This window comes from Micromonospora sp. URMC 105 (genome assembly GCF_051386295.1).
GTDB lineage: Bacteria > Actinomycetota > Actinomycetes > Mycobacteriales > Micromonosporaceae > Micromonospora.
Genome location: NZ_JBPQTL010000011.1, coordinates 36,599 through 58,232, shown reverse-complemented (window position 1 = coordinate 58,232; position 21,634 = coordinate 36,599). Strand labels below are relative to the sequence as shown.

General features: G+C 67.9%; 12 protein-coding genes. 3 read left to right on the top strand and 9 right to left on the bottom strand.

The window, feature by feature from the left end:
- Window positions 1–50: 50 nt before the first annotated feature.
- The 8 genes from ACSNN7_RS06350 to ACSNN7_RS06315 all read right to left on the bottom strand — a co-directional run bounded on the left by ACSNN7_RS06350 (window position 51) and on the right by ACSNN7_RS06315 (window position 13,937).
- A complete protein-coding gene (locus tag ACSNN7_RS06350) occupies window positions 51–356 on the bottom strand; it encodes a hypothetical protein (protein ID WP_436679698.1) in 306 nt (101 codons plus the stop codon).
- Window positions 357–518: 162 nt separating this feature from the next.
- A complete protein-coding gene (locus ACSNN7_RS06345; protein WP_436679697.1) occupies window positions 519–830 on the bottom strand; it encodes a hypothetical protein in 312 nt (103 codons plus the stop codon).
- An 81-nt stretch (window positions 831–911) separates the two neighbouring features.
- Window positions 912–3,014: an AAA family ATPase gene (locus ACSNN7_RS06340; protein WP_436679696.1), complete on the bottom strand. Its 2,103-nt coding sequence runs from the start codon at window positions 3,012–3,014 to the stop codon at window positions 912–914.
- On the bottom strand, window positions 3,011–6,346 hold the full coding sequence (locus tag ACSNN7_RS06335) for a DEAD/DEAH box helicase (protein WP_436679695.1): 3,336 nt from the start codon (window positions 6,344–6,346) through the stop codon (window positions 3,011–3,013). Before ACSNN7_RS06335 ends, ACSNN7_RS06340 begins: the two co-directional genes overlap by 4 nt.
- 509 nt (window positions 6,347–6,855) lie before the next feature.
- The gene (locus tag ACSNN7_RS06330) at window positions 6,856–7,230 is read right to left on the bottom strand and encodes a YbjN domain-containing protein (protein ID WP_436679694.1); all 375 of its coding nucleotides are present in this window, start codon (window positions 7,228–7,230) and stop codon (window positions 6,856–6,858) included.
- Window positions 7,220–10,681: a DEAD/DEAH box helicase family protein gene (locus ACSNN7_RS06325; protein WP_436679693.1), complete on the bottom strand. Its 3,462-nt coding sequence runs from the start codon at window positions 10,679–10,681 to the stop codon at window positions 7,220–7,222. The genes ACSNN7_RS06330 and ACSNN7_RS06325 overlap by 11 nt, the downstream gene beginning before the upstream one ends.
- Window positions 10,678–12,669: a hypothetical protein gene (locus ACSNN7_RS06320; protein ID WP_436679692.1), complete on the bottom strand. Its 1,992-nt coding sequence runs from the start codon at window positions 12,667–12,669 to the stop codon at window positions 10,678–10,680. The genes ACSNN7_RS06325 and ACSNN7_RS06320 overlap by 4 nt, the downstream gene beginning before the upstream one ends.
- Window positions 12,666–13,937: a hypothetical protein gene (locus ACSNN7_RS06315; RefSeq protein ID WP_436679691.1), complete on the bottom strand. Its 1,272-nt coding sequence runs from the start codon at window positions 13,935–13,937 to the stop codon at window positions 12,666–12,668. The genes ACSNN7_RS06320 and ACSNN7_RS06315 overlap by 4 nt, the downstream gene beginning before the upstream one ends.
- 176 nt (window positions 13,938–14,113) lie before the next feature.
- Here ACSNN7_RS06315 and ACSNN7_RS06310 point away from each other — a divergent pair, with 176 nt between their 5' ends.
- Together ACSNN7_RS06310 and ACSNN7_RS06305 are read left to right on the top strand one after the other, a co-directional pair.
- Window positions 14,114–14,875 (top strand): DUF429 domain-containing protein, encoded by a 762-nt coding sequence (locus tag ACSNN7_RS06310; protein ID WP_436679690.1) that lies wholly within the window; start codon window positions 14,114–14,116, stop codon window positions 14,873–14,875.
- 4 nt (window positions 14,876–14,879) lie between these two features.
- Entirely contained in the window at window positions 14,880–15,605 is a 726-nt protein-coding gene (locus ACSNN7_RS06305; protein ID WP_436679689.1) for a DUF6308 family protein, read from the top strand.
- A 406-nt stretch (window positions 15,606–16,011) separates the two neighbouring features.
- Here ACSNN7_RS06305 and ACSNN7_RS06300 read toward each other — a convergent pair whose 3' ends face one another.
- On the bottom strand, window positions 16,012–18,162 hold the full coding sequence (locus ACSNN7_RS06300) for a UvrD-helicase domain-containing protein (protein ID WP_436679688.1): 2,151 nt from the start codon (window positions 18,160–18,162) through the stop codon (window positions 16,012–16,014).
- A gap of 210 nt (window positions 18,163–18,372) precedes the next feature.
- On the opposite strand from ACSNN7_RS06300, the gene ACSNN7_RS06295 reads away from it, so the two are divergent.
- Complete coding sequence (locus ACSNN7_RS06295; protein ID WP_436679687.1) at window positions 18,373–21,624, top strand: N-6 DNA methylase; 3,252 nt, start codon at window positions 18,373–18,375, stop codon at window positions 21,622–21,624.
- The last annotated feature ends 10 nt before the right edge of the window (window positions 21,625–21,634 follow it).

The following is a 21,634-nucleotide window of genomic DNA, read 5'->3' as shown; positions in this document are numbered from 1 at the left end:
CGATCGGGACAGGTGCAAGCAAGAGGGGAAATTGAGCCTGGTGACGCTCGTCAGCCGAGGGTGAGGCGTCCCTCCTGGGCATAGAGAAGACGACCGCTGGTCACGGCGACGTGCAGTCCGTACCGGAGCAGCTTGTCAAGCTTGTCGGTGCGCCGACGGTAGCCGAGCCGCTCCAGGCCGGCGCGCAGCAGCCGCTCCTCGTCCATGCTCGGTACGTCCTGCAGCACGTGTACGAAGGCGTTGGCCACCTCCTCGGGCGGCACCTCCTCGAACGCCCGGTCGTTGCTCGCCTGGATGACCCGATACGCGCGGTACGTCTGCGGGTCAGCCCTATCGGGCCAGGCGTATCGGCTCACGGTCGGGTGCGCGCACAACCGGCGGGAGTCGACCAGCGCGAGCACGGCGGTGCGGCGGTCCTCCCTGGTCCGGAGGAAGCGAACCGGGCGAGGGCCAGGCGGGCGAGCCGGTGCTGCTGACGGGCCCCTCCGCCTCAATGATTTCGCGGAGCGCGGTCCGCATCAGATTGCGCACCCGCTGGTCGGGCCGAGCAGGTCGAGGTCGGCCTGGTCGCCGAGCATGGTCGGCAGGAATGGAACGAACGGACTGACCGCGACGGTGCCCGTCTCTGTCGCTGTCGTGGCCGTCACCTCCGGCGGCGCGGACGCAGCGACGAGCCCGGTGACGAGTGCTGGCGACGCGCCGAGGAGGGGCTCATCGTCTGCGGCGAAGCGCGATGGTGACAGCTCGGCGGCCAGCATCGGGCGCGTCGGCGACAGCTCGTCGTCTGTCGCGGAGCGCGGCTGCGGCAGGTCCGCGTCCCCGTGCGGCACCCGGTGTTGTGCACCAGGGCGGATACGGTGAGCGCGCAGCACGGGCGCGCCGGACGACAGCAACTAACGGCGCGAGGGTTGCTACCTCTTCCGTAGCCGCTCGGGCAGCGGCTTGGTGTGCAGGACGGCCAGCTCGCGGTTCGGCCGGGTGAGTGCCGTGTAGAGCGGCCCCTGCCGGCCGAGGTTCTGTGGGAAGTCAGCGGGCTCGACCACGACGACAGCGTCGAACTCCAACCCGCGGGCGGTGTCCGGGTGGGCAACGACAACCTCGCGGCCCGAGTGCTCCCAGGTGAAGCGGTCGCTTCGGGACTTCGCCCAACCCGCCAGCCGCAGCATGGTCTCCACTGCCTTCGGGTCGGCGGTGATGATGGCGAGGGTGCCCTGAGGATACGAAGACTGCAGGCGGCTCAGGTGGCGGATCACCGTGGCAGGCAGGCCCGACTGCTGGCACTTCTCGACGGTCGGCTCGGGCCCCTCCTCCTGAAAGGCCAGGACCGCGCGTTCCGCAGCGGGGAGAAGCCGGTTGGCGTATTCGAGGATCGGTCGGGTGGACCGGTAGCCCCGTTCGAGCCGGCGCACCGGAGGATCGCCGTAGGGGATGGCGAGCAGACCCAGGACTTGTGCCCACGACGCCAGGGTGTGGTCGGAGCGCCGCTGGTTGAGGTCGCCGATGAGTGTCCACGCGTGCGCCTCGTTCATCGACGCCAGCAGGAGCCACTCCAGCGGCGTCACGTCTTGGGCCTCGTCGACGATGATGTGTTCGATGCCTACGAGGTCGCGTGGTTTGGCGACCTCCCACTGGATGGTCGCGAGCAAAGGGGTGTGCGCTCGCATGGTGAGGGCGTCCCGGGTCGGTGGGAGCCTGCGCAGATAGGCGTCCCACTCCGGGTCTCGCGTCACTGGGGATTCACTGCTGCCGTTTCGGCGCACGTGATCGTAGACATCGTCACATGTCGGTTTCGTGCCGGTGGCCTTCAGCCGCGTGACCGTGGCTCGCACGAACATGGCCAGTTCTTGATCGACATCCTGCCAGGACCGGGAGATCGTGCCCCGGGGCTCACTTCCCATGCCGAGTATGTGCAGCATCAGCTCTGGCAGCGAGAGGACCCGGACGCGCTCCGATCCGCCGGTGAGCCGGTCGATCACCGCCTGTACGTGCCGAGAGTAGCCACTGGTCGGTCCCACGATCAGGACGTCGCCATCGAGGGTGTTCTCTTCTGGAGTGTCGTCGCTGACAAGGTAGGCCGCCCGGTGGGAGGCGACGATGGTCTTGCCAGTGCCGGGCTGGCCTTCGATGATCATGCTGTCCATCGCCGGCACGGTGACAAGGTCGTACTGGTCGGGCTGGAGCGTGGCGAGCACGGGGGCGAGGCTCTTGGTGCGCGGCGCAGCGAGCCGTGCGCGCAGCAGATTCTCCGCACGCACGGGTGGCCGCGTGGGGGGTCCGGACTGGGCACCCGGGCGCGAGGGCGGATCCTTGGGCCGCCCGGCCGGGAAGGCTGGGCGTACGGGTTGCGCCGAAGGGGCTGCGGCGGTATCAGCCGAAAACACGGCCGCGGGCGAGTTGCGTTGGTGAGGTACTGGCGGTGTGGAGCCGGCGGTCGGGGCGGACGCTGCTGGCTTCTGCGGTGTCGTCGGCTGCGCCGGTGGGGAGTGTGTGGGTGCCGGTGGCGTCGGGGGCCGGGGCGCTGCGGGTGGGCGGAGCGTTCGGCTCGGCGCGGTGGGGACGGTCAGTGCGCGCTTGCGGAAGGGGTGCGCCGGGACGTCGTCGCACACCGGCTCGTCGTGGAAGTCGACGATGTCGTCGCCCCGGTGCTCGAAGGCGCGGATGACGGCGACCTCGTTGCACAACTCGTGGTGACGGGACCCGCGGAAGAACGTGCAGGCGACGGGGGCGGCCCAGCTGAAGACGTAGACGCCGTCGAGGTTGGCGTAGGTCTCGCCGATATAGAAGTCGCCGTGCCCGTCGAGAATTTCCTCGTCCGCCTCGCCGAGGGCCACGCGACCGACGAGAGAGCCGAACGGCATGACAGGGCTGTTCGGCAAGCCGGTGCCTGTCCAGAAGTTGTTGCGCGATCCCTGATGCGTGATGGGTTGGCTGGCCCGCTCCTGAACCTTGCGGCGGTAGCGCTTCTGCGCGGTCCGCTCGTCTTCGAGATCGAGCTGTTTCCTACCCAGGGTCATCCCTTCTCCGTCCCGTTGACGATCTGGACAACACATGCGGCGAGCGGCTCCAGCCGGATCTCCGGTTGGCTCGCGGTGCGAATGTCTTCCAGCAATGCGGCGAATTTTTCCTTCGCGCGGCGCTCCTGGCCTCGAAATCCCGCGACGGCGCTGTGCCCGCGGCCGCGGGACAGGGCAGTCTCGATTCGCTTGCGGATCGTCGCCAGCTTCCGCTGGTGCTGGGCGGTGACCGTGATGATCCGCGCCTCCTGCAGCGCCGCGAACTCACCGTCCCGCCGGGCCTGCTCGTCAAGGTGGCGCAGGTGCAGGCGGTCCGTCGCGCGCTCGGCGAGCCTGGGGAGCCGGTCGATGGTGGGCAACGGCGCGTCGACGAGCTTTCCCTCCGCCAGCGCGGCCAGCAGGGCGTCTACCGGTCCGTCGCCGGCATTGCGCCCGGCATCGGTGACCGCGGCGCCCCAAATCTCGTCACCACGTGGGGAAGCGGTCGCGGCCGTCGCGAGCACGACGACGTAGGCGCCGGGGGCGACCTTGTCCGGGTCGCCCGTGATTCTTAGCGACGCGAAGCGCGCCTGCCGATGACCGGGAATCGCCGCCGCCGCCATAGTGAGCGGGCTCGTGGCGGTGAGCAGGGTGCCGCCGTTGGTGCGGGCGTGTTCCTGGTCGAGGACGAGCGTGAGCGGCAGTTCGTTGCGCAGTTGTGCAGAGATCGCCCGCGTCTCGGTGCGTGAGCGCTGCGAGGACTTGGCGAGATCGTCGACGCGGGCGGCCATGGCGGCGTTCCCACGTAGTTCCAGGGTGAGGCCGTTGGGCGCGACCTTCACGCCGGTCGCGGCATCGGTGCGCGCCCAGTCGTCGAGCAGCAGCGCAAGCTCGCGCTGCCCGATGTAGCGGCCCGTCCTCACCAGGTCGTCCTCGAGCCCGGCGACGTCGACGTCATTGCTTACCAGCAGCGCGTTCGACGCGTCCGTGACGTCCTGCAGGCCGGCGCGCTGCTCCTCGATGGCAGTCAGCGCCTCGTGCAGCTTCTGTTCCCGCTGAGCTGGCGTCAGGGTGAAGTCGAAGCCGGCCTGCAGCGCCCTCGGCGCCTGCGCCGAGATGATGGGCTCCAGTGCACCGATGGACGACTCAAAGATCTCGATGCGATCCAGCAGGCGGGCAAGGATGCGCTCGTCGATGGTCTCCTCGTTGACGAAATTGACGACGAGGATCGTCTCCTCCTTCTGTCCGATCCGGTCGATGCGGCCGATGCGCTGCTCGATCTCCATCGGGTTCCACGGCAGGTCATAGTTGATCACCGCCGAGCAGAACTCGAAGTCCAGACCTTCGCTGGCCACCCGGTTGGCAAGCACGAAGTCATAGCCACCGGCACGGAAATCGGTCATGATCTGGCGCCGCGCTTCGCGGCTGACGCCGCCGTGCATGACCGCGACTTTGAACTCGGTGCCGAGCCGGTCGGCGAGGTAGGCCAGGGTTGGGCGGGAGTGTGTGAAGAGCAGCGCTCGACGCTCCTGCTGGTGCAGCCCTCGCAGCACCGCCCGCAGCCTGTCGAACTTGGTGTCAACGTGCTCGGGGAGGCGCTTGGCGGCCGCGACGAGGGCGCCGTGCGGCTCGAGCCGGTAGGCGGTGGTGTCCGAGTCGGCGTCGGTGATGTCGCCGAAGGCATCCGGGTTGAGCACCGCCTGACGCGCCATGGGCAGGCATGCGCTGGCCAGGCGTAGCGGCATCTGCATCGCAAAGTAGAGGTTGCTGTCCATCGCTGCGGCCCGGTTTACGCACCACTGGACGTACTCCTTGTAGAAGGCCGACTCCGCGTTGAGCCACTCAATTTCCTGCCGGTCCTCGGTGCGCTTGGCCTTTCGGTCGTCGACCTCGACCTTCTTGGTGCGCGTGATGACGGTGGAGAGTGTGTTCAGCCCGGCCAGGTAGCGCTTGGCGTCGACAATGTCGCGCGGCGTCAGCTCGTCCTTGGCCAGCACGCCACGCAGGAGCCCGAAGTCGGGCCGCCGCATGAGCGCGCCACCGAGCGATGAGGTCCTGAGCTCATCGAGCTGAGCGAGCAGCTCCCGACTGCGGACCCCCTTCTCGACAAGGCGCGCGGTGACGGCGTTGATGACACGGTTGGGCTCCAGCCGTAGCTGCAGGTCCAGGCTGCTCCCGTAGTCCTCGGGGACGAGGAGTTCGAGCAGGTTGAGCAGGTCCTGCTCGCGCAGGTTGATCGGCGTCGCCGTGAGGAAGACCAGGTTCGCGGACCAGTCCGCCAGCTCCGTGCCGAGCGCGTAGCTCTTGGTGTCCTGGTTACGCATGGAGTGCGCCTCGTCAACGATCACCAGATCGAATTCGGGCGGCACGGCCCGCAGATCCTCCAGCCCACCCCACGTACGCAGACGTTCCAGACTGCAGATGTAGGCATGGCGGCCAGGCAACCGGTTCTGCTGGTGGCGCTGGAGAAACGACCTCAAGCCCGCACTATCGAGCTCCGTGAGCTCGAACTCGAAGCGGTCTTCCATCTCCTGCTTCCACTTGCCCACCAGGCTCGACGGGCACACGACCAGAACCCGGTCGGCCTCTCCGCGGGCCTCCATCTCGGTCCAGATAAGGCCTGCCTCGATGGTCTTACCCAGGCCCACCTCGTCAGCGATGAGCAGCCTCGCCTTGCCGGTCTGCAGCAGCTTGAGCACCGGCTTGAACTGGTATGGCCGGAACGTCGTCCGCGTGGCGCGGAACGAAAAGAGCGTGTTGGCGAACTTGCCCAGGAGCTTGGCGCGGGTGAGCGTGGCACCGAACCTGCTCGCCGGGGTCGGCTCGCGGGTCACCCACGTGGGCGGGGCGTCAATCTGCGGACGTGGCCGCAGCCGCGACTCCACGACGTCCTGCTGGCGGCCCTCAACCATCACCGTGTAGGACCAATGCTCGCGGAGGAACTTGCGGTCACGCACCACCACGTCCACCCCACCGGGGTGAGTGATGGCGGCCTCGTTCACCGCGAAGAGCGGGGCAGGGACCCTCGCGGCCCTGTGCCACAGCTCCTCCACCCAGCCCCACGCGGCGAGCAGCGGATGCTCGGCGTCGAGACCGTAAGGCGATTCCACCATGGCGCCGCCCGGCAATGCACCGGCTGCTGCGACCTGCAGGATGATCGGGCCGTCGTCCACCCCTTGGAACCAGTAGACGCCCTCGGGGAGTTCCACCTCCGGGTGCCACAGCACCCGGCACTCGCCCACTTGATCGGCGAGCGACCGCACGGGCGCGTCCAGGACGAGCGCGCGCGCGAACCGACCCCGGTCAAGGGCGACATCGGTCCGCTCGTAGTCGGGGAAGTAGCCGAAGGTCACATCACCAGGCGACGAGAGGGGCATCACCGAGCAGGCACTCCTTGGCGTCCGCAGTTTGTCGGTAGGAAGAAGCCAGGGCCGAACCTGGCTAATGTGGCGCAAGTCTATGGGCCGGATCGCAGGTCAGGGGTCATCCCTTCGTGATCATCAGTGCTCCATCCGGCCATTCATGTGCTGACCCGTCGTTCATCCGCGGATCCCCTGATCCGCAATGCCGCCTGTAGCTGCAATGGATCGGGAGAGGCTTGCGTGCGGCCAGCTACCAACGAAGCACGGACCTCTGCGACCGCTCTCATACAGTCATCCGTGGGCGAGCTTCCCCGCGAAGGAAATGGGCATCGCCTTCGATGTAACGGGGGCCCTGCGGATCTTTTCGGACGCCACCACGCTGATCGCGGGGACCGGCTCCCGCGTCTGCGGGACATCAGCGGCCGGCTCAACGAGGGCATCCTGCTGACGGCGGGCAGCGACTGTAGCCGCAGGTGCTCGCATCAATCCGGAGGCGGCCGTTACCGCCGATCCGCACCTGTTAACTGGAACTCGTAACGGTCCGCCTCGCGGGCAACGGCGCGAACTAGCGCTTGGAAGACGTCCGAAGTGAGTCCGTCCTTCGGCGTCCACCCGTGGGCGATCATCCGACCGTCCGCGTCGACCCGGAAGCCCACCAGCCGGCTGTGGCGGTTCCTCTCCCAGGCCTCCCGATACAGGCGGTCCCACTGCCCGACGATGTCAGCTCCGGCGACCACAGCGGTGAGGAGATACCCCTCCGCGCCGTCGTGTACGTGTACGAAATGTGAGCGGCCATTGGCGAAGGAAACTCTCACCTGCTTTCCCTTTGGCCGCATGTCATCGGTCTCGCAGAGCCGACGCCAGTCATCGCGCATGCCGAACATCCCGCTCCAACTCCGCCCTGAACTCCTTGAGCAGTCGATCGCGTTCGGGAAGATGCTCCCGTTCGAGCCCATCAGCGAGCGTCGTGACCCGCCGGATCAGCGCCCCGACCCGAGGCGGGTCGTACGCCGGTTCGGTGAGCAGGACATCCTCCTCCACGGTGACGTCGTAGCTGCCGCCGCGGGCCTCGACGGTGCCGAGCCGCGCCGGTATGCCGGCCGACCACCTCGCCAGATCATCCCACTGGTCCGCGGTGCTGATCCGCCCGATTGGGCTGACACACCGGACGACGAGGTGCGAGCCTTCCCGTTCCAGTTGCAGACTGAACGGCTGCTGCCGCCCGCCGGCGAAGACGACCGTGCCAAGGAGCCCGCCGTCGCCGGGCTGGTTCCGCTCCCACTCGACCGCGAGGTCGGGCAGGACCGCGCGTGCCAGCCCGTTGAAGCGCTCGAACTGCTCCATGGCATTCGTCTCGTCCACCGCCAGCGGCCGGTCCTGCCCGTCGAGGTGCTCCGGGCGTACCGGAAAGGAGGTCCGGAGCGGTTCGGCCGGCGGCGGTGGGACGTCCTCATCCGCCAGTGCCTCCCGGCTGACGTCGAGGTGGCCGTCGCCGGTGGTCGGCAAGATCAAGCCTTCGTGCATCAGCCGGAGGAAATCGTTGATCCTGCGCAGTACCCGACGGACCTGCAGGCGTTCCACGGTGTCGGTGAGATGGGGGTAGTACACCTGCAGCCGGTCGTCGCCGTCCGCACGGTCCAGGGCCGTCAGCCGACGCTCGCTCTCGGACCGCACCCGGTCGATCCGCCCAATCCGCTGCTCGATCGCCGACGGGGTCCAGGCCAGACCGTAGTGGTATACGCGGGAGCAGAAGGTGTGCAGATCCTCCCCTTCCTGAAGGAGGTCGGTGCAGATCAGCACGAGCGGATAACCGGGGAGACGGAATTGGTGCACGTGGCGCCTGTTGACCCGGCCGGACATGCCGGCGACGGGCTCCTGCGCGGTGAAGAGTCGGCTGACAAGAGCGCGTGCTTCTCGCAGATCGACCTGCCTCGCATCGGGCAGGTTGGTATCGAGGACGAGCTCGTAGTGCTCGGCCAAGGCGGCAAGTTCATCCAACCCTGCCCACTGTCGGGTGCCGGGTGAGGCCGCTGCCTGGCTTTCGAGTTCCTCGAGGTATGCGGTGATCGCCACGTCCGGCCGGTCGATCGCGGCGGAAGGCTCCAGCGTTGGCAGGTGGTCGGTGACCACCGCGTACAGGTCGAGGAAGGCGTGCCCGAGGCGGCCAGCGGCAGAGAGGAGCTGTGCGCGAAGATACTGCTCGCGAAACGACTCGCCCAGGTCGGCCCCGGTGGGCTCCGGCCAGATCAGGCTACGCAGCCGCTCCCGCCGGCGAAGCTCGGTGAAGAAGGTCGTGGTCTCGAGCAGATCCGGGTCCGCCTCCGCCGACACGGCGCCGCGCTTCTCCGGGCGGTACAACTCACGCCAGATCACCTCGGCACGTTCCCGGTGTGGCCCCTCGTGGTGGGCGAGCAGTTCGAGCGCGGCGGCTTGGACAGCGTCGAACCGCGCGGCGCGGGTCGCCTGCTTCGCCTCGGTCAGATAGTGACGTGAGTGCTCCCGAATGAGCCGGTCAACCTTGTCCCGCTCCTGGCCGAGCGCGCACGCCAGCAATTCCCCGACCTGTCCCGGGCCGGCACCGAGGAGCGCCATGACGTGGTTGTCGTCGAAGAAGGTGCCGAGCGCGCCGCTCTGGTTGCGGAACCGCCCCTGGACGGTCGCTCCGCTGACGATGCCAATGGGTCCGGCACCTCGGAAGAACCATGCGAAGAACGTGTCTCGGCCGCCGGCGTCATCGTCCTCCCGGACCTGATCGACCATTGTGGGGGCGGCCGAGTCGCGCAGCGAGCGCTGTCGGCGGAACTCGTCGACGGCGTCTTCGAATGCCGGCCGATGCCGCTCCTGCAACCGGTTGCGTAGTCGGTCGATAAGCCAGTCGCTGTACTCGTCGTCGAGCTTGCGCTTCAGTTCGGCGACCGACGCCACCCGCCGGACGAAGACCAACCCCTTGCGGCCGTCGCGCCAGGACGTGGCGAGGGTACGGACGAGGGCGTCCATCTTCGGGTGCGGCAACTCGCGGCCGAACCGCCGGAAATGGTCGCGGGCCAGGTCGTTGAGCATCGGCACGTCGATGCCCTGCCGCTCGACCGCGTCTGTGGCCTGCCCGGCGTCGTCGAAGTTCCCCTCGACAGCTTCGTCCGGAATGTCGTCCGGGTCTTCCGTTGCGGTCGGCTTCTTCGCGGCGCTGGTTTCGAGGAACGACTCGAACGACGCCAGCATGCCGACTTGGAACCGGGTGCCGAACCGCTCGTTGTCGAGCAGTTCGCTCACCTTCTTCTGGACCAGCGCGACGGTCAGTCGCTGCCGGTCGTCCGTTATCCGGATCGGCTCATCGTGCTCGGCGACGCCTCCTCCGCGCCACTCCCGCCGGTAGAGATTCTTGGTCAACTGCTGCCCGGAAACCTGCAGCGATGTCACCCGGCGGAGAAGGAACTCCCCTGCCACCTCCCGCCGCTGCTGCTCGCTGGCGTCCGGGTTCCGTAGCGGCCGGAAGGGCTCCGCGAGCCCGAAGACATCGAGCTGATTCCACAGTTGCCGGTAGTCGTCGTCGACGGGCGTCGCGGACAGCAGCAGCACCTTGCCGGCCCGCCGACCGTACTTCCCGCGCAGCTTCGGTTCGACGTCGGCACGGTCGCGGCCGAGCACGGTGGCCAGCACCCGGTTTCGGGAGGACGACTGTGGGCCGCAACCGTGCTTGAGGTTGTGTGCCTCGTCCACGATCACGAGGTCGAAGTGGGGCAGAGCGGCATTGATCGCCTGCGCGAACCGGTCCTTGATGACGTCCGCGTTGGCCCGCAGGTCGACCAGGTCGTCGGGAAGCCACGGCACCTGCGCGCAGAGCCGGTCACGCAGGTTGCGGCGCTGCTGGGCGTCACGACGCATGGGCAGGCTGAAGCTGGGAAGCCGGACGAAGAAGTCGCGGTCGGGGCCGACTGCGGTCTCCTCCAACAGTTCGATCAAACTCCGGCAGTGCACGCGCGGGCGTGCCGGCAGCCCGCCCGGCATCCGCACCCGCAGGTCGTCCAGGCGCACGTTGTTCTTGGTGAAGAGGCCCTGCTCCCGCTGCCACTTCTGCTGGATGTTCTCGCGCGGCGCGATGACGAGCACCCGCAGGTCCGGTGTGAAGTGGCGCAGCAGGGCGACGACGCCGAGCGCCACGTACGTCTTGCCCATGCCGACCTCGTCGGCCAGGTAGGCGACACGATGGCGCTCCAGGATGTTGTGCAGGGCGACGGCCCCGTGGAGCTGATCCCTCGCCAGCTGCGGATTGTGGATCATCCGGTCGAAGTCCAACAGCTGCGCTGCGGTGTCGACAGTGATCATCATGCCGTCACCACCGCCGTCTCGGCCAGGAACCGGGGCTCGTACCAGTCGAGGAACTCCGCCATCTCGGCGTCGTTACGCGCGATGAGCAGCTCTCGCAGGACGGCCTGCACGGTGAGCGCCTCTTCCAGGCGGGAAACCCCGGCCGGATCCGACGCCCAGAATGCGGGGAAGTCGCGGCGTACGCGGTCGGCGAGCTGTCCCGCGCAGAGCACCATGAGGTACCGGTCCAGCGGATCCCCCGCCGTCTCGTTCGCCATCTGCTCGACGAGGACGGGCAGGGAATCGTACTTGGCACCGAACATCCGGAACCGAGCCTCCTCGACCCGTTCCTCGTCGAGGGCGTCGCGCACGGCGCGACCCAGCGACGCGAACCCGTGGAATATCCCGGCGAAGCGATCGAAGATCGTATCTGGTCGAGACTCCGCCGACAGTCCCTCTCCGGGTCCGCGCAGCGCCTCGCCGTGCTCGGACAGGTAGGCGTTTCGCTGCTCCGCGGTGAGCATCGACCAGTAGCGGAGGATGTCGGCCGGGCTCAGGTCGAGCAGAATCGACGGGCGGTGTGCCATGCCGGTCTCGTGGACGAGGACGATCCCGCGCTGGTCACCAGTGACTGCGGTCAGGAAGCTGGTCTCGCGCAGCCGCTCGCGCAGGATCGCCGCGTCGTCGCCGGACAGCGACGTCCAGCCGGCTCGCTCCAGCTGGCCGACCTCGAAGAGGTGAACACCGCGGTCGTACACCTTGATGGGCGGGCTGTCGCTCGCACCGTCCCACAGGACCTCGGCCTGCCCCGACGCCCAGTCGTACCGCGCCAGCAGCGGCACGTAACCCTGGTCGACGTCGTCGTCCTCGCCGACCGGCTGGGCGAACGGCGGTGGTTCCTCGATCGCCTCAAGCCAGAACCGCGGCCGCCGGTCGACGGCCACCTCCGACAGCACTCCGCTCTCGACGTTGCCGCTGCCCGAGTGCGCCGGGCGGGTGAGGTTGAACGACCCGACGAGCGTGATCTCCCAGTCCTTGGTGAAGAAGCGGTACACCTTCGCGTGCACGGTCCGGTGCGCCGCTCCCGCCGCCTGCTTGCCGCCGCGCGCGAGAATCGCCTTGGGCAGCCGCCCCCATTCGCCGCCTCGCTCGCGCACCCAGTCGTAGAGCTCCGGACGGCACCGCGCGAGACCGCCCTCTTCGGGCAGCAGCACCCGCCACCTTCCCGGTTGAAAACGGTCGATCAAGGTCTCGAGCGGCACCGACGCGTCCGCATCGTCGAGGTACGGGGAGAGCACCTCCAGGTCGGCGTGACGTAGCCACTGGCCGGCGGCGGTGTCGAGCTGGTCGACCAGCGACTGCGCACCGCGCCGCCCGTTGAAGAGGAAGTGCGGGTGCAGCCGACCGTTCGCCGTGCGGTGCACGATCGGTTGCACGGTACGAAGCACGCCGTGGATGTCGTCCAGAGCTGCGTGGGTGTCGAAGTTCTTCGCCATGGTCCGCAGGTGGCTGAGGAATCGCTGGATCTCCGGTGCGGTCCGCGACCGGCCGGACTCGGCGATCTCCTCCAAGTGGGCGCACTCGACGTTCTCCCACCAGCCCGCCTGGGTCAGGTTCGCCGACCCGGCGAGCACGACCAGCGACCGTTCCTGCGTCGACGTGTCCCGCACGAGGATGAACGCGTTCTTCGGATGGAAGTAGCCGGTGCGGGGCCGCACCGGGATTCGACGGACGTCCAGGCAGGCCGTTCCGTCACCCGTCACGATCGCGCCAGGGTCGTAGTAGACGGCGACGCGACCGGCAAGTGGGCGTAGCGCCTCCTCGAGCTGGACGCGCCGGATCTGCGGGTCCTGGTGCAGTTGGAGGTCGAAGAGAGCCGGGAGGATCTCCCGCTCGAAGAAGCCGGGATCGAAGCGGAACGTGCAGAAAACCGCGGCCAGCACCTCACGGCCGTTGATCTGCGCGCGCAGCGCCTCGGTGAGTACCGCCCGGGGAATGCCCTCGCTCACGCGTCACCCTTCCCGATCGCCGCCAGCATGGACACGAGTGACGGGATGAAGTACGGGAACCACCACAGCTTCCGGATCTCGTCACCAGTGGGCAGGTCGGCCGGCTCGTCGCGGAACCGCACTCGCAGTTGGTCCTGCTCGGTCACCTCCAGCCAGGCGAGTGCCCCACCGCGCTCCCGCATCACCGTGGCGTTGCGCTCGGCCAACGTCCTGACGAGCTGCGGATAATTTCCGTGGGCGAGCGCCTCGGCGATGCGTGGCCATTCCTGGCCGGGCAGGGCGGATACCGCGAGCGGATCGATCGAGTCGAGGCGGTCGCCCCAGGACGATCGAAGGTCAGCCACGACGGTGTCGAGGTGGGCACCGTTCCGTCCAAGCAGGTAGTTGAAGAGCAGTGACGCCGGCGCGAGCACAGACTCGCAGGCCATGACCCGGCGCACCAGGTCGGCAATGTCGCTCCAACCGCGCGATTCAGCGTCGTCGGCGATTGCCATCAGGTACGGCCGCGAGGGCCACGCGGATTTATATGGTCTGGCCTCGAATAGCGTGGCGAGCTTCCGCTGCCGCCCTTCGGTCGGATCAACTGGTCCTCCTTCAACCAGGTGATACCGGTAGAAGTCGACCTCCTGCTGCGACATCGCCGGGCTGAAGATACTCGCGACCGACTCACATTTCTGGTTCGCGCCAAGGTCGAACACGATCCGATCCCGCCGCAGCTCTCGTACGAGGTGACGGGCGTCGTGGCCCCACCCGGATTCGAGTCGCGGGATGTAGACGGTGTCCACAAAGGCGAGTGCTTCAGGGGTGAGACGCGCGGGGCTTCCCGGCGCGACGAGCCCGGAGGCCCGTGCCGGGGCGGTGTAGTTGCCGAGCAACCCGTCCGTTCTCTGGTTGCTCAGGATCTGGTGCTCTGGCTGCGCCGACAGGTGAACCTTGCCGCCATTGCCGCCAGCCTTCGCCGTCCGCGCAGCGATCCGCTGCTGGCCGAAGAAGCCCCGATCTTCGCGTATGACATGCCGCACGTACGCCGCCATCTGCTCCCAGATCAGGAAGACGTTCGTCGTGTTGTCCAACTCGTCCGCACTGGCGAGCTCGGCCAGTCGCAGCCCGACGAGCAAGGTGGTGAAGCCCGGGAGCGAGTCCGTGACGGTGGTGAGATTGCCGATGAGTGGCCGTCCCGTCGCTGACCAGACAGCCTGTGCACCGAGGCCGTCCCGCGATCCCTTCACGCGAGCACGAGAATCCAGGTCGGTCAGAAACAACACCACGGGCGCAATCCTTACCAACTGGAATCTGACCGCCAATCCTCCGTACCGACACAGATCTCGGGCGTTCCGCTCCGGGTGACGGCACGCGTGGCTCGGCTGCCGCCGGTGGATCGACGGGTCGCAAGATGACAAGGCGGACGATGTGTCGATTTGCTGGAGCCCAGTAGGTTGGGCGGATGTTGACGGCGGGGATCGACCTTGCAGCGGAGGACACCAATACTGCGGTGGCCTGGATCCGGTGGACTACGACCGGAGCCGTGCTGGAGGAGCTGACTATCGGCGCCGGCGATGATCAGCTCATGCGGGCGGCGTCGACAGCGGACAAGGCCGGCATCGACTGTCCGCTGGGATGGCCGGAGCCGTTCGTGGAATTCATCATCGCCCACCACCGCGGAGATCTTGCCGCCCCTACCGGCCTGGTCGGGCGCGACTGGCGCAGGAGCCTGGCCTGGCGCCGCACCGACGTGGTGACCCACGAGCTAACCGGTCGCCTCTCGCTCAGCGTGGCGGCGGATCGGATCGCACACACCGCCATGCGGTGTGCCGCCCTGCTGGCGCGGCTCGCCGAGGTCGGGCAACCCGTGGACCGCAGCGGCAGCGGAACGGTCGTCGAGGTCTACCCGGCGGCGTCGCTAAAGCAGTGGTTGCTGCCCTATCGGGGATACAAGGGGCGGCAGAACAGCGACGCACTGAACGAACTGGTTGACGGACTGATTGGCAGCGCGCCGTGGCTGCAACTCGGTGCCTTCGAGCCGGTGTGCCGGGGCAGCGACCATGCAGTCGACGCTGTCGTCGCCGCACTGACCGCTCGTGCGGCTGCCATCGGCCAAGCCACCCGGCCCGGGCCCGCCGATCTGGCCGCTGCCACCACCGAGGGCTGGATCGCGCTACCGACCACACCACTGACCAGCCTCACCACCTCACGTGCGAAGGGCTGACGGCATGTCCGATGAACATTCCTTAGGCGAGGTCCCTGCCGATTGGCCTATTCCGGGCCAAGCGACGCTGACTGCGGCTCGCGACGCGGCGCTTGACGCGCTGAAGGACACCGAGCTCGCAGGGCGTCGACTCGGCCGCTACTACGACCCAACGGGCAACTTCGCCGGGGCGACCTACCGGACCGTCTTACCGAACGACCCGGGGCAGATCACGGCTGCCGACCTGTTCGCGGTGACGCTGCTCAGCGTCCGGCTGCGCCCAGCCGCCGCCCGCCGTCTACTTGATGATGAGCGCCATCGCGACGCAGTGCAGCGCCGCTTGGCGGCCGTACCGGAAGACGCCGACCTGGCAGAGGCCGATGCCGCCACCCTGGTTGACGCCAGTGCACTGTATGAGGACGTCAAGCGAGCGCTTGCGAGCCCGAGAACAGCCAAGTCGGATCCCTGGGTGACCGCCAGCAAGCTCTGCGCGCGAAAGCGGCCAAGCCTGCTTCCAGTGAGGGACAGGAAGGTGCGAGAACTGCTAGGCATACCGCCAAGGTCGGACCACCGGCATGACTGGCTGATCCACCGCGGGCTGATGCGCGACAGCATGACCCTCGGGCTGCTCCGTGATGCGAAGACCAACGCGACAACCCAGGACGGCATCCGAGCCGACGTTCGAGACCCATCCCTCCGGGTGCTCGACGTCGTGCTCTGGACGCACGCCATCAGCCTCGATGCTTCATAGGCCCCGGACCCGGTCCCGCCTCAACATCCAGGGCTTACGCGCAGCTCCGCCCATGGTCCCCGGCCACCCTCACGGAAGGTGCGTTGTCATTTCCGCTGGGGGGACGCCGGATCGTTGTCGTTCGTCCTCTCCAACTTCCAGATCCCAGCAGGCAGAAGACGCTCAGCTTCACTGAGGAATCGGCTTCGGTCAGCCGGCGCGTTGAAGCGGAAGGTGGCCCTTCCACCGCTGAGGCGCCAAGACTTGGCGGTCGTACCTCCCCACGCGATCTGCGGGTGCTGTCCCAAATAGCAATGTTGTGTCAGCGCGCGGAGCACGTGCAGGACGGCCATGTCGTCCGTCTGCAGGGTGACGCTGTACTTGCAGGCAGCGTAGTTAGCAGCAGGCACTGCGGAGCATCCTTTCCCTACTGGCGATTGAGAATAGACGACAGGAAGGGGCTGGCCGTCCCGCTCCAGGACACATGCAGCGCTTCCCGGGCCCGCGTGCTTGCAACGAACAGCAAGCACCGCTCGCGGAGCAGGTCGCTCTCGTGCTGCATCAGGTCCACCTCAGGCGGCGTGACTTCCTTGGCGAACGGCACCGCCCGCGCCGTAACACCGACCACCGCCACGCACCGGAACTCCAGCCCCTTCATCGCGTGCATGGTGGCCAGCCGCACCCCGCCGACGTCCGCCCTGGGCTGATCCCGCACCCGTACCGCCGGAATCCCGGCGGCAGCCAACGCCTCCTGCACGTCGCCCAAAGTGGTGTTGAACCTGGCGCACACCGCGATCTCACTCGCCTGGACGCCCTGCTTCAGCCACTCCCCCACCCGCTCCACGAGCGCCGCGATCTCGGCCTGGCTCGTCGGGTACCCGGCGGCGTGGGGCCGCTTGCCGTGCAACAGCGATCGGTAGCCGGCGAGGCTGTCGTCACCCTCGCCGCCGAGGTTCTCGATTCGCGAACCGACGAGTACGCCTGTCGACCAGGAGAGGATTTCCTCGGTGCTGCGGTAGTTGACCCGCAGCCGACTGCTGCGTCCGGCGACGGAGACGCCGAGCACGTTGAGCGAGACCCGGGAGTCATAAATCCGCTGGTGCGGGTCACCGGTGATGAAGAGGTCGTCGGGGCCGGGCGTCACCGCGGCCCGCAGCACCCGCCACTGCGCGGGATGCAGGTCCTGCGCCTCGTCGACCACGACGTGGTCGTACCCGTGGCTGGTGAGGTCAGCGCCGCCGAGCAGCTGCGCCGCCTGGGCGCAGATTTGCAGGTGGGTAGCTATGCCCGCCGCCGACAGCTCCTTCTGGAACATGTCCACGGCGTCCCACACCCGGTCGCGCTGCCGCGAGCCGAGCGCCGACCCTCTCCCTCGCCGGCTGGCCGCGCGGTAGTCCTCCCGGCTCTGCACGCCGTGGGCGAGGATCACGTGCCGGAACTCCTGGGCGAGGAACTGCTCCGTCCAGGGCAGGTTCAGCCTGCGGCTCACCCGCCGCCAGACCTGCCGCTCGTCCACGTCACCGATCGGGGTGGGCACCCGCCCGGAGAGGGCCCGCACGGTGCGGTGCGCGACAGCGTTCACCGTGGTCACCTCCACCCGCGCCAGCTGCTCATCGTCGTCGAGGAGCAGCGCCAGGTTCTCCCGCAGGGTCGCGGCCAAGGCGTTGGTGTACGTGGTGAGCAGCAACCGGCTGTCGGGCGTACGGGAGAGCAGGTGCTTGACCCGGTGCAGCGCCACCACCGTCTTTCCCGTGCCGGGCCCACCCGTCACCTGGGCCGGCCCGTTGTAGGAGACCCGGTACGCGACCCGCCGCTGCGACGGATGGAGGAACACCCGCCAGGCGGCGAAGGGCTTATCGAGGATCTCGGCGAGCTCGTCGGGCCGGGTCACCAGCGTGATGCGGTTGGCGGTGTTGGCGATCGCCACCGCCAGGCTCTCGCTCGGCTCCGCCGTCGCGTCCGCCGGTCGGCGCTCGGCGACGACGTCGCGGTAGACCTCATCCGGCGTGAAGCCCTCTGCGAGGTACTGCAGCACCTCGAACTGGTCCTCGGGCAGCAGCGTGCCGAACGCATCCAGCTGCCGCTTGTCGATGATCGTGCGTACCGCCCGCAGCACCTGGTCGTCGATGCCGAGGTGACGCAGCACCGTGTCGGAGTAGCGGGCGAACAGCAGGCTCGGCGCCTGCGCCGCGGCCTTTTCCAGCGCCGGGGTGAGCTGCTCGATGGCGACGACGTTACGGACCTCCAGAGCCCGGGTCGCCGTGTTCACCGTGTAGAGCCGCTTCGCGGCCCAGGTGTACGCGTTGTCGTGCGGCACGACGTTGAGCAGCAGGAAGGTGTCGCTGCCGTCGTCTGGCGCCAGCACGACCCCGCGCCAGAAGTCCGTGATCCGGATAGTCCGCATCCGCGCGTCCCGGGCATTGTTCACCGACTCCAGGTGCAGGCCCTTGTCGGCGTGCAGCTCGGCGATGCTGAGCTGCTGGAACTTCTCCATCGCCTTGCGCACGCCGGATTTGACCGGCTTCTCCAGGACGTCGTAGCTCTGCCAGAAGCTGTTGGCCAAGGCGAGCTGCGGCACGGCGCGGCCTCCTGCATGATCGATCGCGGCGGTGGGTGCGACCCTACCGGCTCTCGGGTGCGTAAACCTGGACCGTATCGGCAGAGCTGGCGTGCACCGACGCTATCGGTTCCTGTCCGCTCGGCCAGGTCACCGTAGGTGAGCTGTCCATAATCCGACAGTGATTCGCCACCTCTTGGCTTCAGGGAGTCGCAATATCCACACTGGTGTATGGCCCGCTCGGACGGTACGCCAGACGGAAGCCGCAGCCGCCACTCATCACCCCGGCCACAGGTACGTGCGCCCGACGGCTTCCCCCCGTCACTGCAGCCCCTGCTGACACGGATCGCCGACCGGCGTGCCGCCCGCACCGAAGCGACCCTGCAGGCTGACATCCGCCAGCTTCTGCTGGCCGGTGACTTCGGGCTCTTCGACTCCCACCTCGACGTCGACCTCGAAGCCCCAGTTGGCGGCGGCCGACGCATCGACATCGAGGTCGGCTACACGATCATTGAGGTCAAGCGACGACTCCAGACAGGGCGCCCGCTGTTGGAGGCTGAGCGGCAGCTCCGCGGCTATGTTCGGTCGCGGAGCCTGGAGAGCGGCCAACGATACGTCGGCATCCTCACCGACGGCGCCACCTGGCGTGCGTACCAGCTGACCGGCGACGCGCTGGCCCTCATCGACACCCACACGTTGGCCGCTAGCCGCCCTGACGGCCTGGCCCTCTTCTACTGGCTGGAAGGCGTGCTGGCGACGAGCCAGCGGGTCCGTCCGGCACCCGCCGAGGTGGCGCGTCGGCTCGGCGCGCAGAGCACCTCCCACAAGCTGGATCGCGCCGCGCTCGCCGCGTTGTATGCGGAGCACCAGCATCTGCCGACTGTTCAGTTGAAACGGAAGCTGTGGGCGGAGCTGCTCGACAGCGCCCTGGGCACGCAGTTCGTCGATGACCCGGATCTGTTCGTCGAGCACACCCTGCTGATGAACAGCGCGTACATCATCGCGCACCTGGTCGTCGGTATCGACGCCCTAGAGTTGCAGCCGCACGACCTCATCACCGGGCAACGGTTCGACAAAGCCCGCATCCTGGGCGTGGTCGAGCACGACTTCTTCGGCTGGACTACCGAGGTACCCGGCGGCCGCGAGTTCATCCAGGGACTCACCCGGCGACTGGCCCGGTTCGACTGGCTCCGGGCCGACCACGACATCCTCAAGGTGCTCTACGAGTCGATGATCGGTCCCGAGACGCGCAAGCGGATGGGCGAGTACTACACGCCCGACTGGCTCGCGGAGCATCTGGTCGACACCGTCGTCGCCGCTCCGCTGCGGCAACGGGTTTTGGACCCCGCCTGCGGCTCCGGCACGTTCCTCTTCCACGCCGTACGCCGGTATCTCGCCGCAGCCGAGACGGCGGGCGTGCCGCTGGATACTGCGCTGACGCAACTCACCCACCACGTGGTCGGCGTCGACCTGCACCCCGTCGCCGTGGCGCTGGCGCGCGTGACCTACCTGCTCGCTATCGGCCACCAGAGGCTGACCGATCAGCGGGGCCCCATCACCATCCCGGTCTATCTCGGCGACAGCATGCAGTGGCGGCAACGCCGCGACCTCTTCACCGAGGAGCACGTACGGATCAGCGCCGGCTACAACGCCAGCGAGGTCGAGGAGTGGCTCCGCTTCCCCAAGAGCCTGCTCGACGAGCCGAGCCGCTTCGATCAGATCGTCGCGGGGCTCGCAAGTATCGCGGCAAAACCGCGAGATCCTGACAACCCGCCGTCGCTGGCGGCCTTCTTCCACAACATGCGGATCGGGCCGGATGACCAGCCAATGATCCGCGGCACCTTCGAGGCGATGTGCCGGCTGCACGACGAGGGCCGCGACCACATCTGGAGCTACTACCTGCGCAACCTGGCCCGGCCCGTCTGGCTCGCCATGGACGAGAACCGGGTGGACGTTCTCATCGGCAACCCGCCCTGGCTCTCCTATCGCCACATGCCTCGGGACATGCAGGCACGGTTCAGAGAGCTGTCCCGCGACCGCGGGCTGTGGCACGGCCGCGAGTTCGCCACGAACCAGGACCTCTCAGCCCTCTTCGTGACCCGAGCGGTCCAGCAGTATCTTCGCGACGACGGCTCGTTCGCCTTCGTCCTGCCGAACTCGGTGCTCGATCGGGAATACTTCGAGGGCTTCCGCAGAGGATGGTACGAGGACACCGTCGAGCCAACCGCCGTCGCCTTCACCGGCTCCTGGGACCTGCGACGTCTACGCCCCCATCCCTTTCCGCGCGGTGCCTGTGTCGTCTTCGGCGACCGGGCCACGCTGAGTACCTACCGACGCCTGCCCTCGGTGACCGAGCGTTGGACGGGACGCCTGCCGACGGACGCAAAGTCGTGGCAGCAGGTGGAACCTTTGATCACCCGGGAGGCAGCCGATCTGGTCGCCGGCGGATCGGCCCTGACCGAGTCGCCGTACAAGCCACGGTTCGCGCAGGGCGCCACGATCGTGCCGAGGGTGCTGTTCTTCGTCGAGACAGATACTGGCGGGCGCCTCGGCCTCGGTGCCGGGCGGCACGCCGTTCGCTCTGCGCGCAGCAACCTGGAGAAAGCCCCATGGAAGGAACTGCCCGCACTCGAAGGCGTCGTGGAAAGCGAGTTCATCCGGCCCGTGCTGCTCGGCGAGAGCCTGCTGCCGTACCGGATCCTGCCTGCGAAGCAGGCGGTGCTCCCGCTCGACGGTTCCACGTTGATGACCGGACCTGGATCCCGACTCGACTACTACTTCGGCCTCGCCGAATGGTGGCGGAAGGCGGAAGCTACCTGGGAGGCGCACCGCAGCAGCGCGCGCCTCACCCTGGCCGAGCGACTCGACTTCCATCGCGGGCTCAGCGCCCAGTTCCCCGCGCCACCTCTGCGGCTGGTCTACTCCGCCTCCGGGATGCACGTCGCGGCTGCCATCGTCGATGACCCGACCGCAGTGATCGAGCACAAGCTCTACTGGGCACCAATAGCGACCTTGGAGGAGGGCCTTTTCCTGTCCGCGATCCTGAACAGCAGCGTGCTGACCGAACTTGTCCGACCGATGATGTCCTACGGCAAGGATGAGCGCGACATCGACAAGCACGCGTGGAACCTGCCCATCCCCCAGTTTGATGACGCGAACGCGTTGCACCACCGCCTCGCGGAGCTCGGCCGGCAGCAGTCTGAGACTGTCGGCGAGATGCACCTCACCGACAACACGAACTTCGTGGCCTTGCGCCGTCAGGTCCGCGCCGGGCTCGCGCGACACCCGGCCACTCCCGAGATCAAGGCGGTCGTCATGGAGGTGCTCGGTGATGGGCGCCCGTCAACAATCCGTCTCAACGGGTCAGGTTCGGCGGCAGCGATCTCGAAGCTCGGAGATGACTGCTCCCTCGAGCGCGTTCACGGCACCATCTACAGTGGCCACCCGGTCGGCCACGTCAAGGATGTCACTCAGATCCCCTGACTCGCTGAGG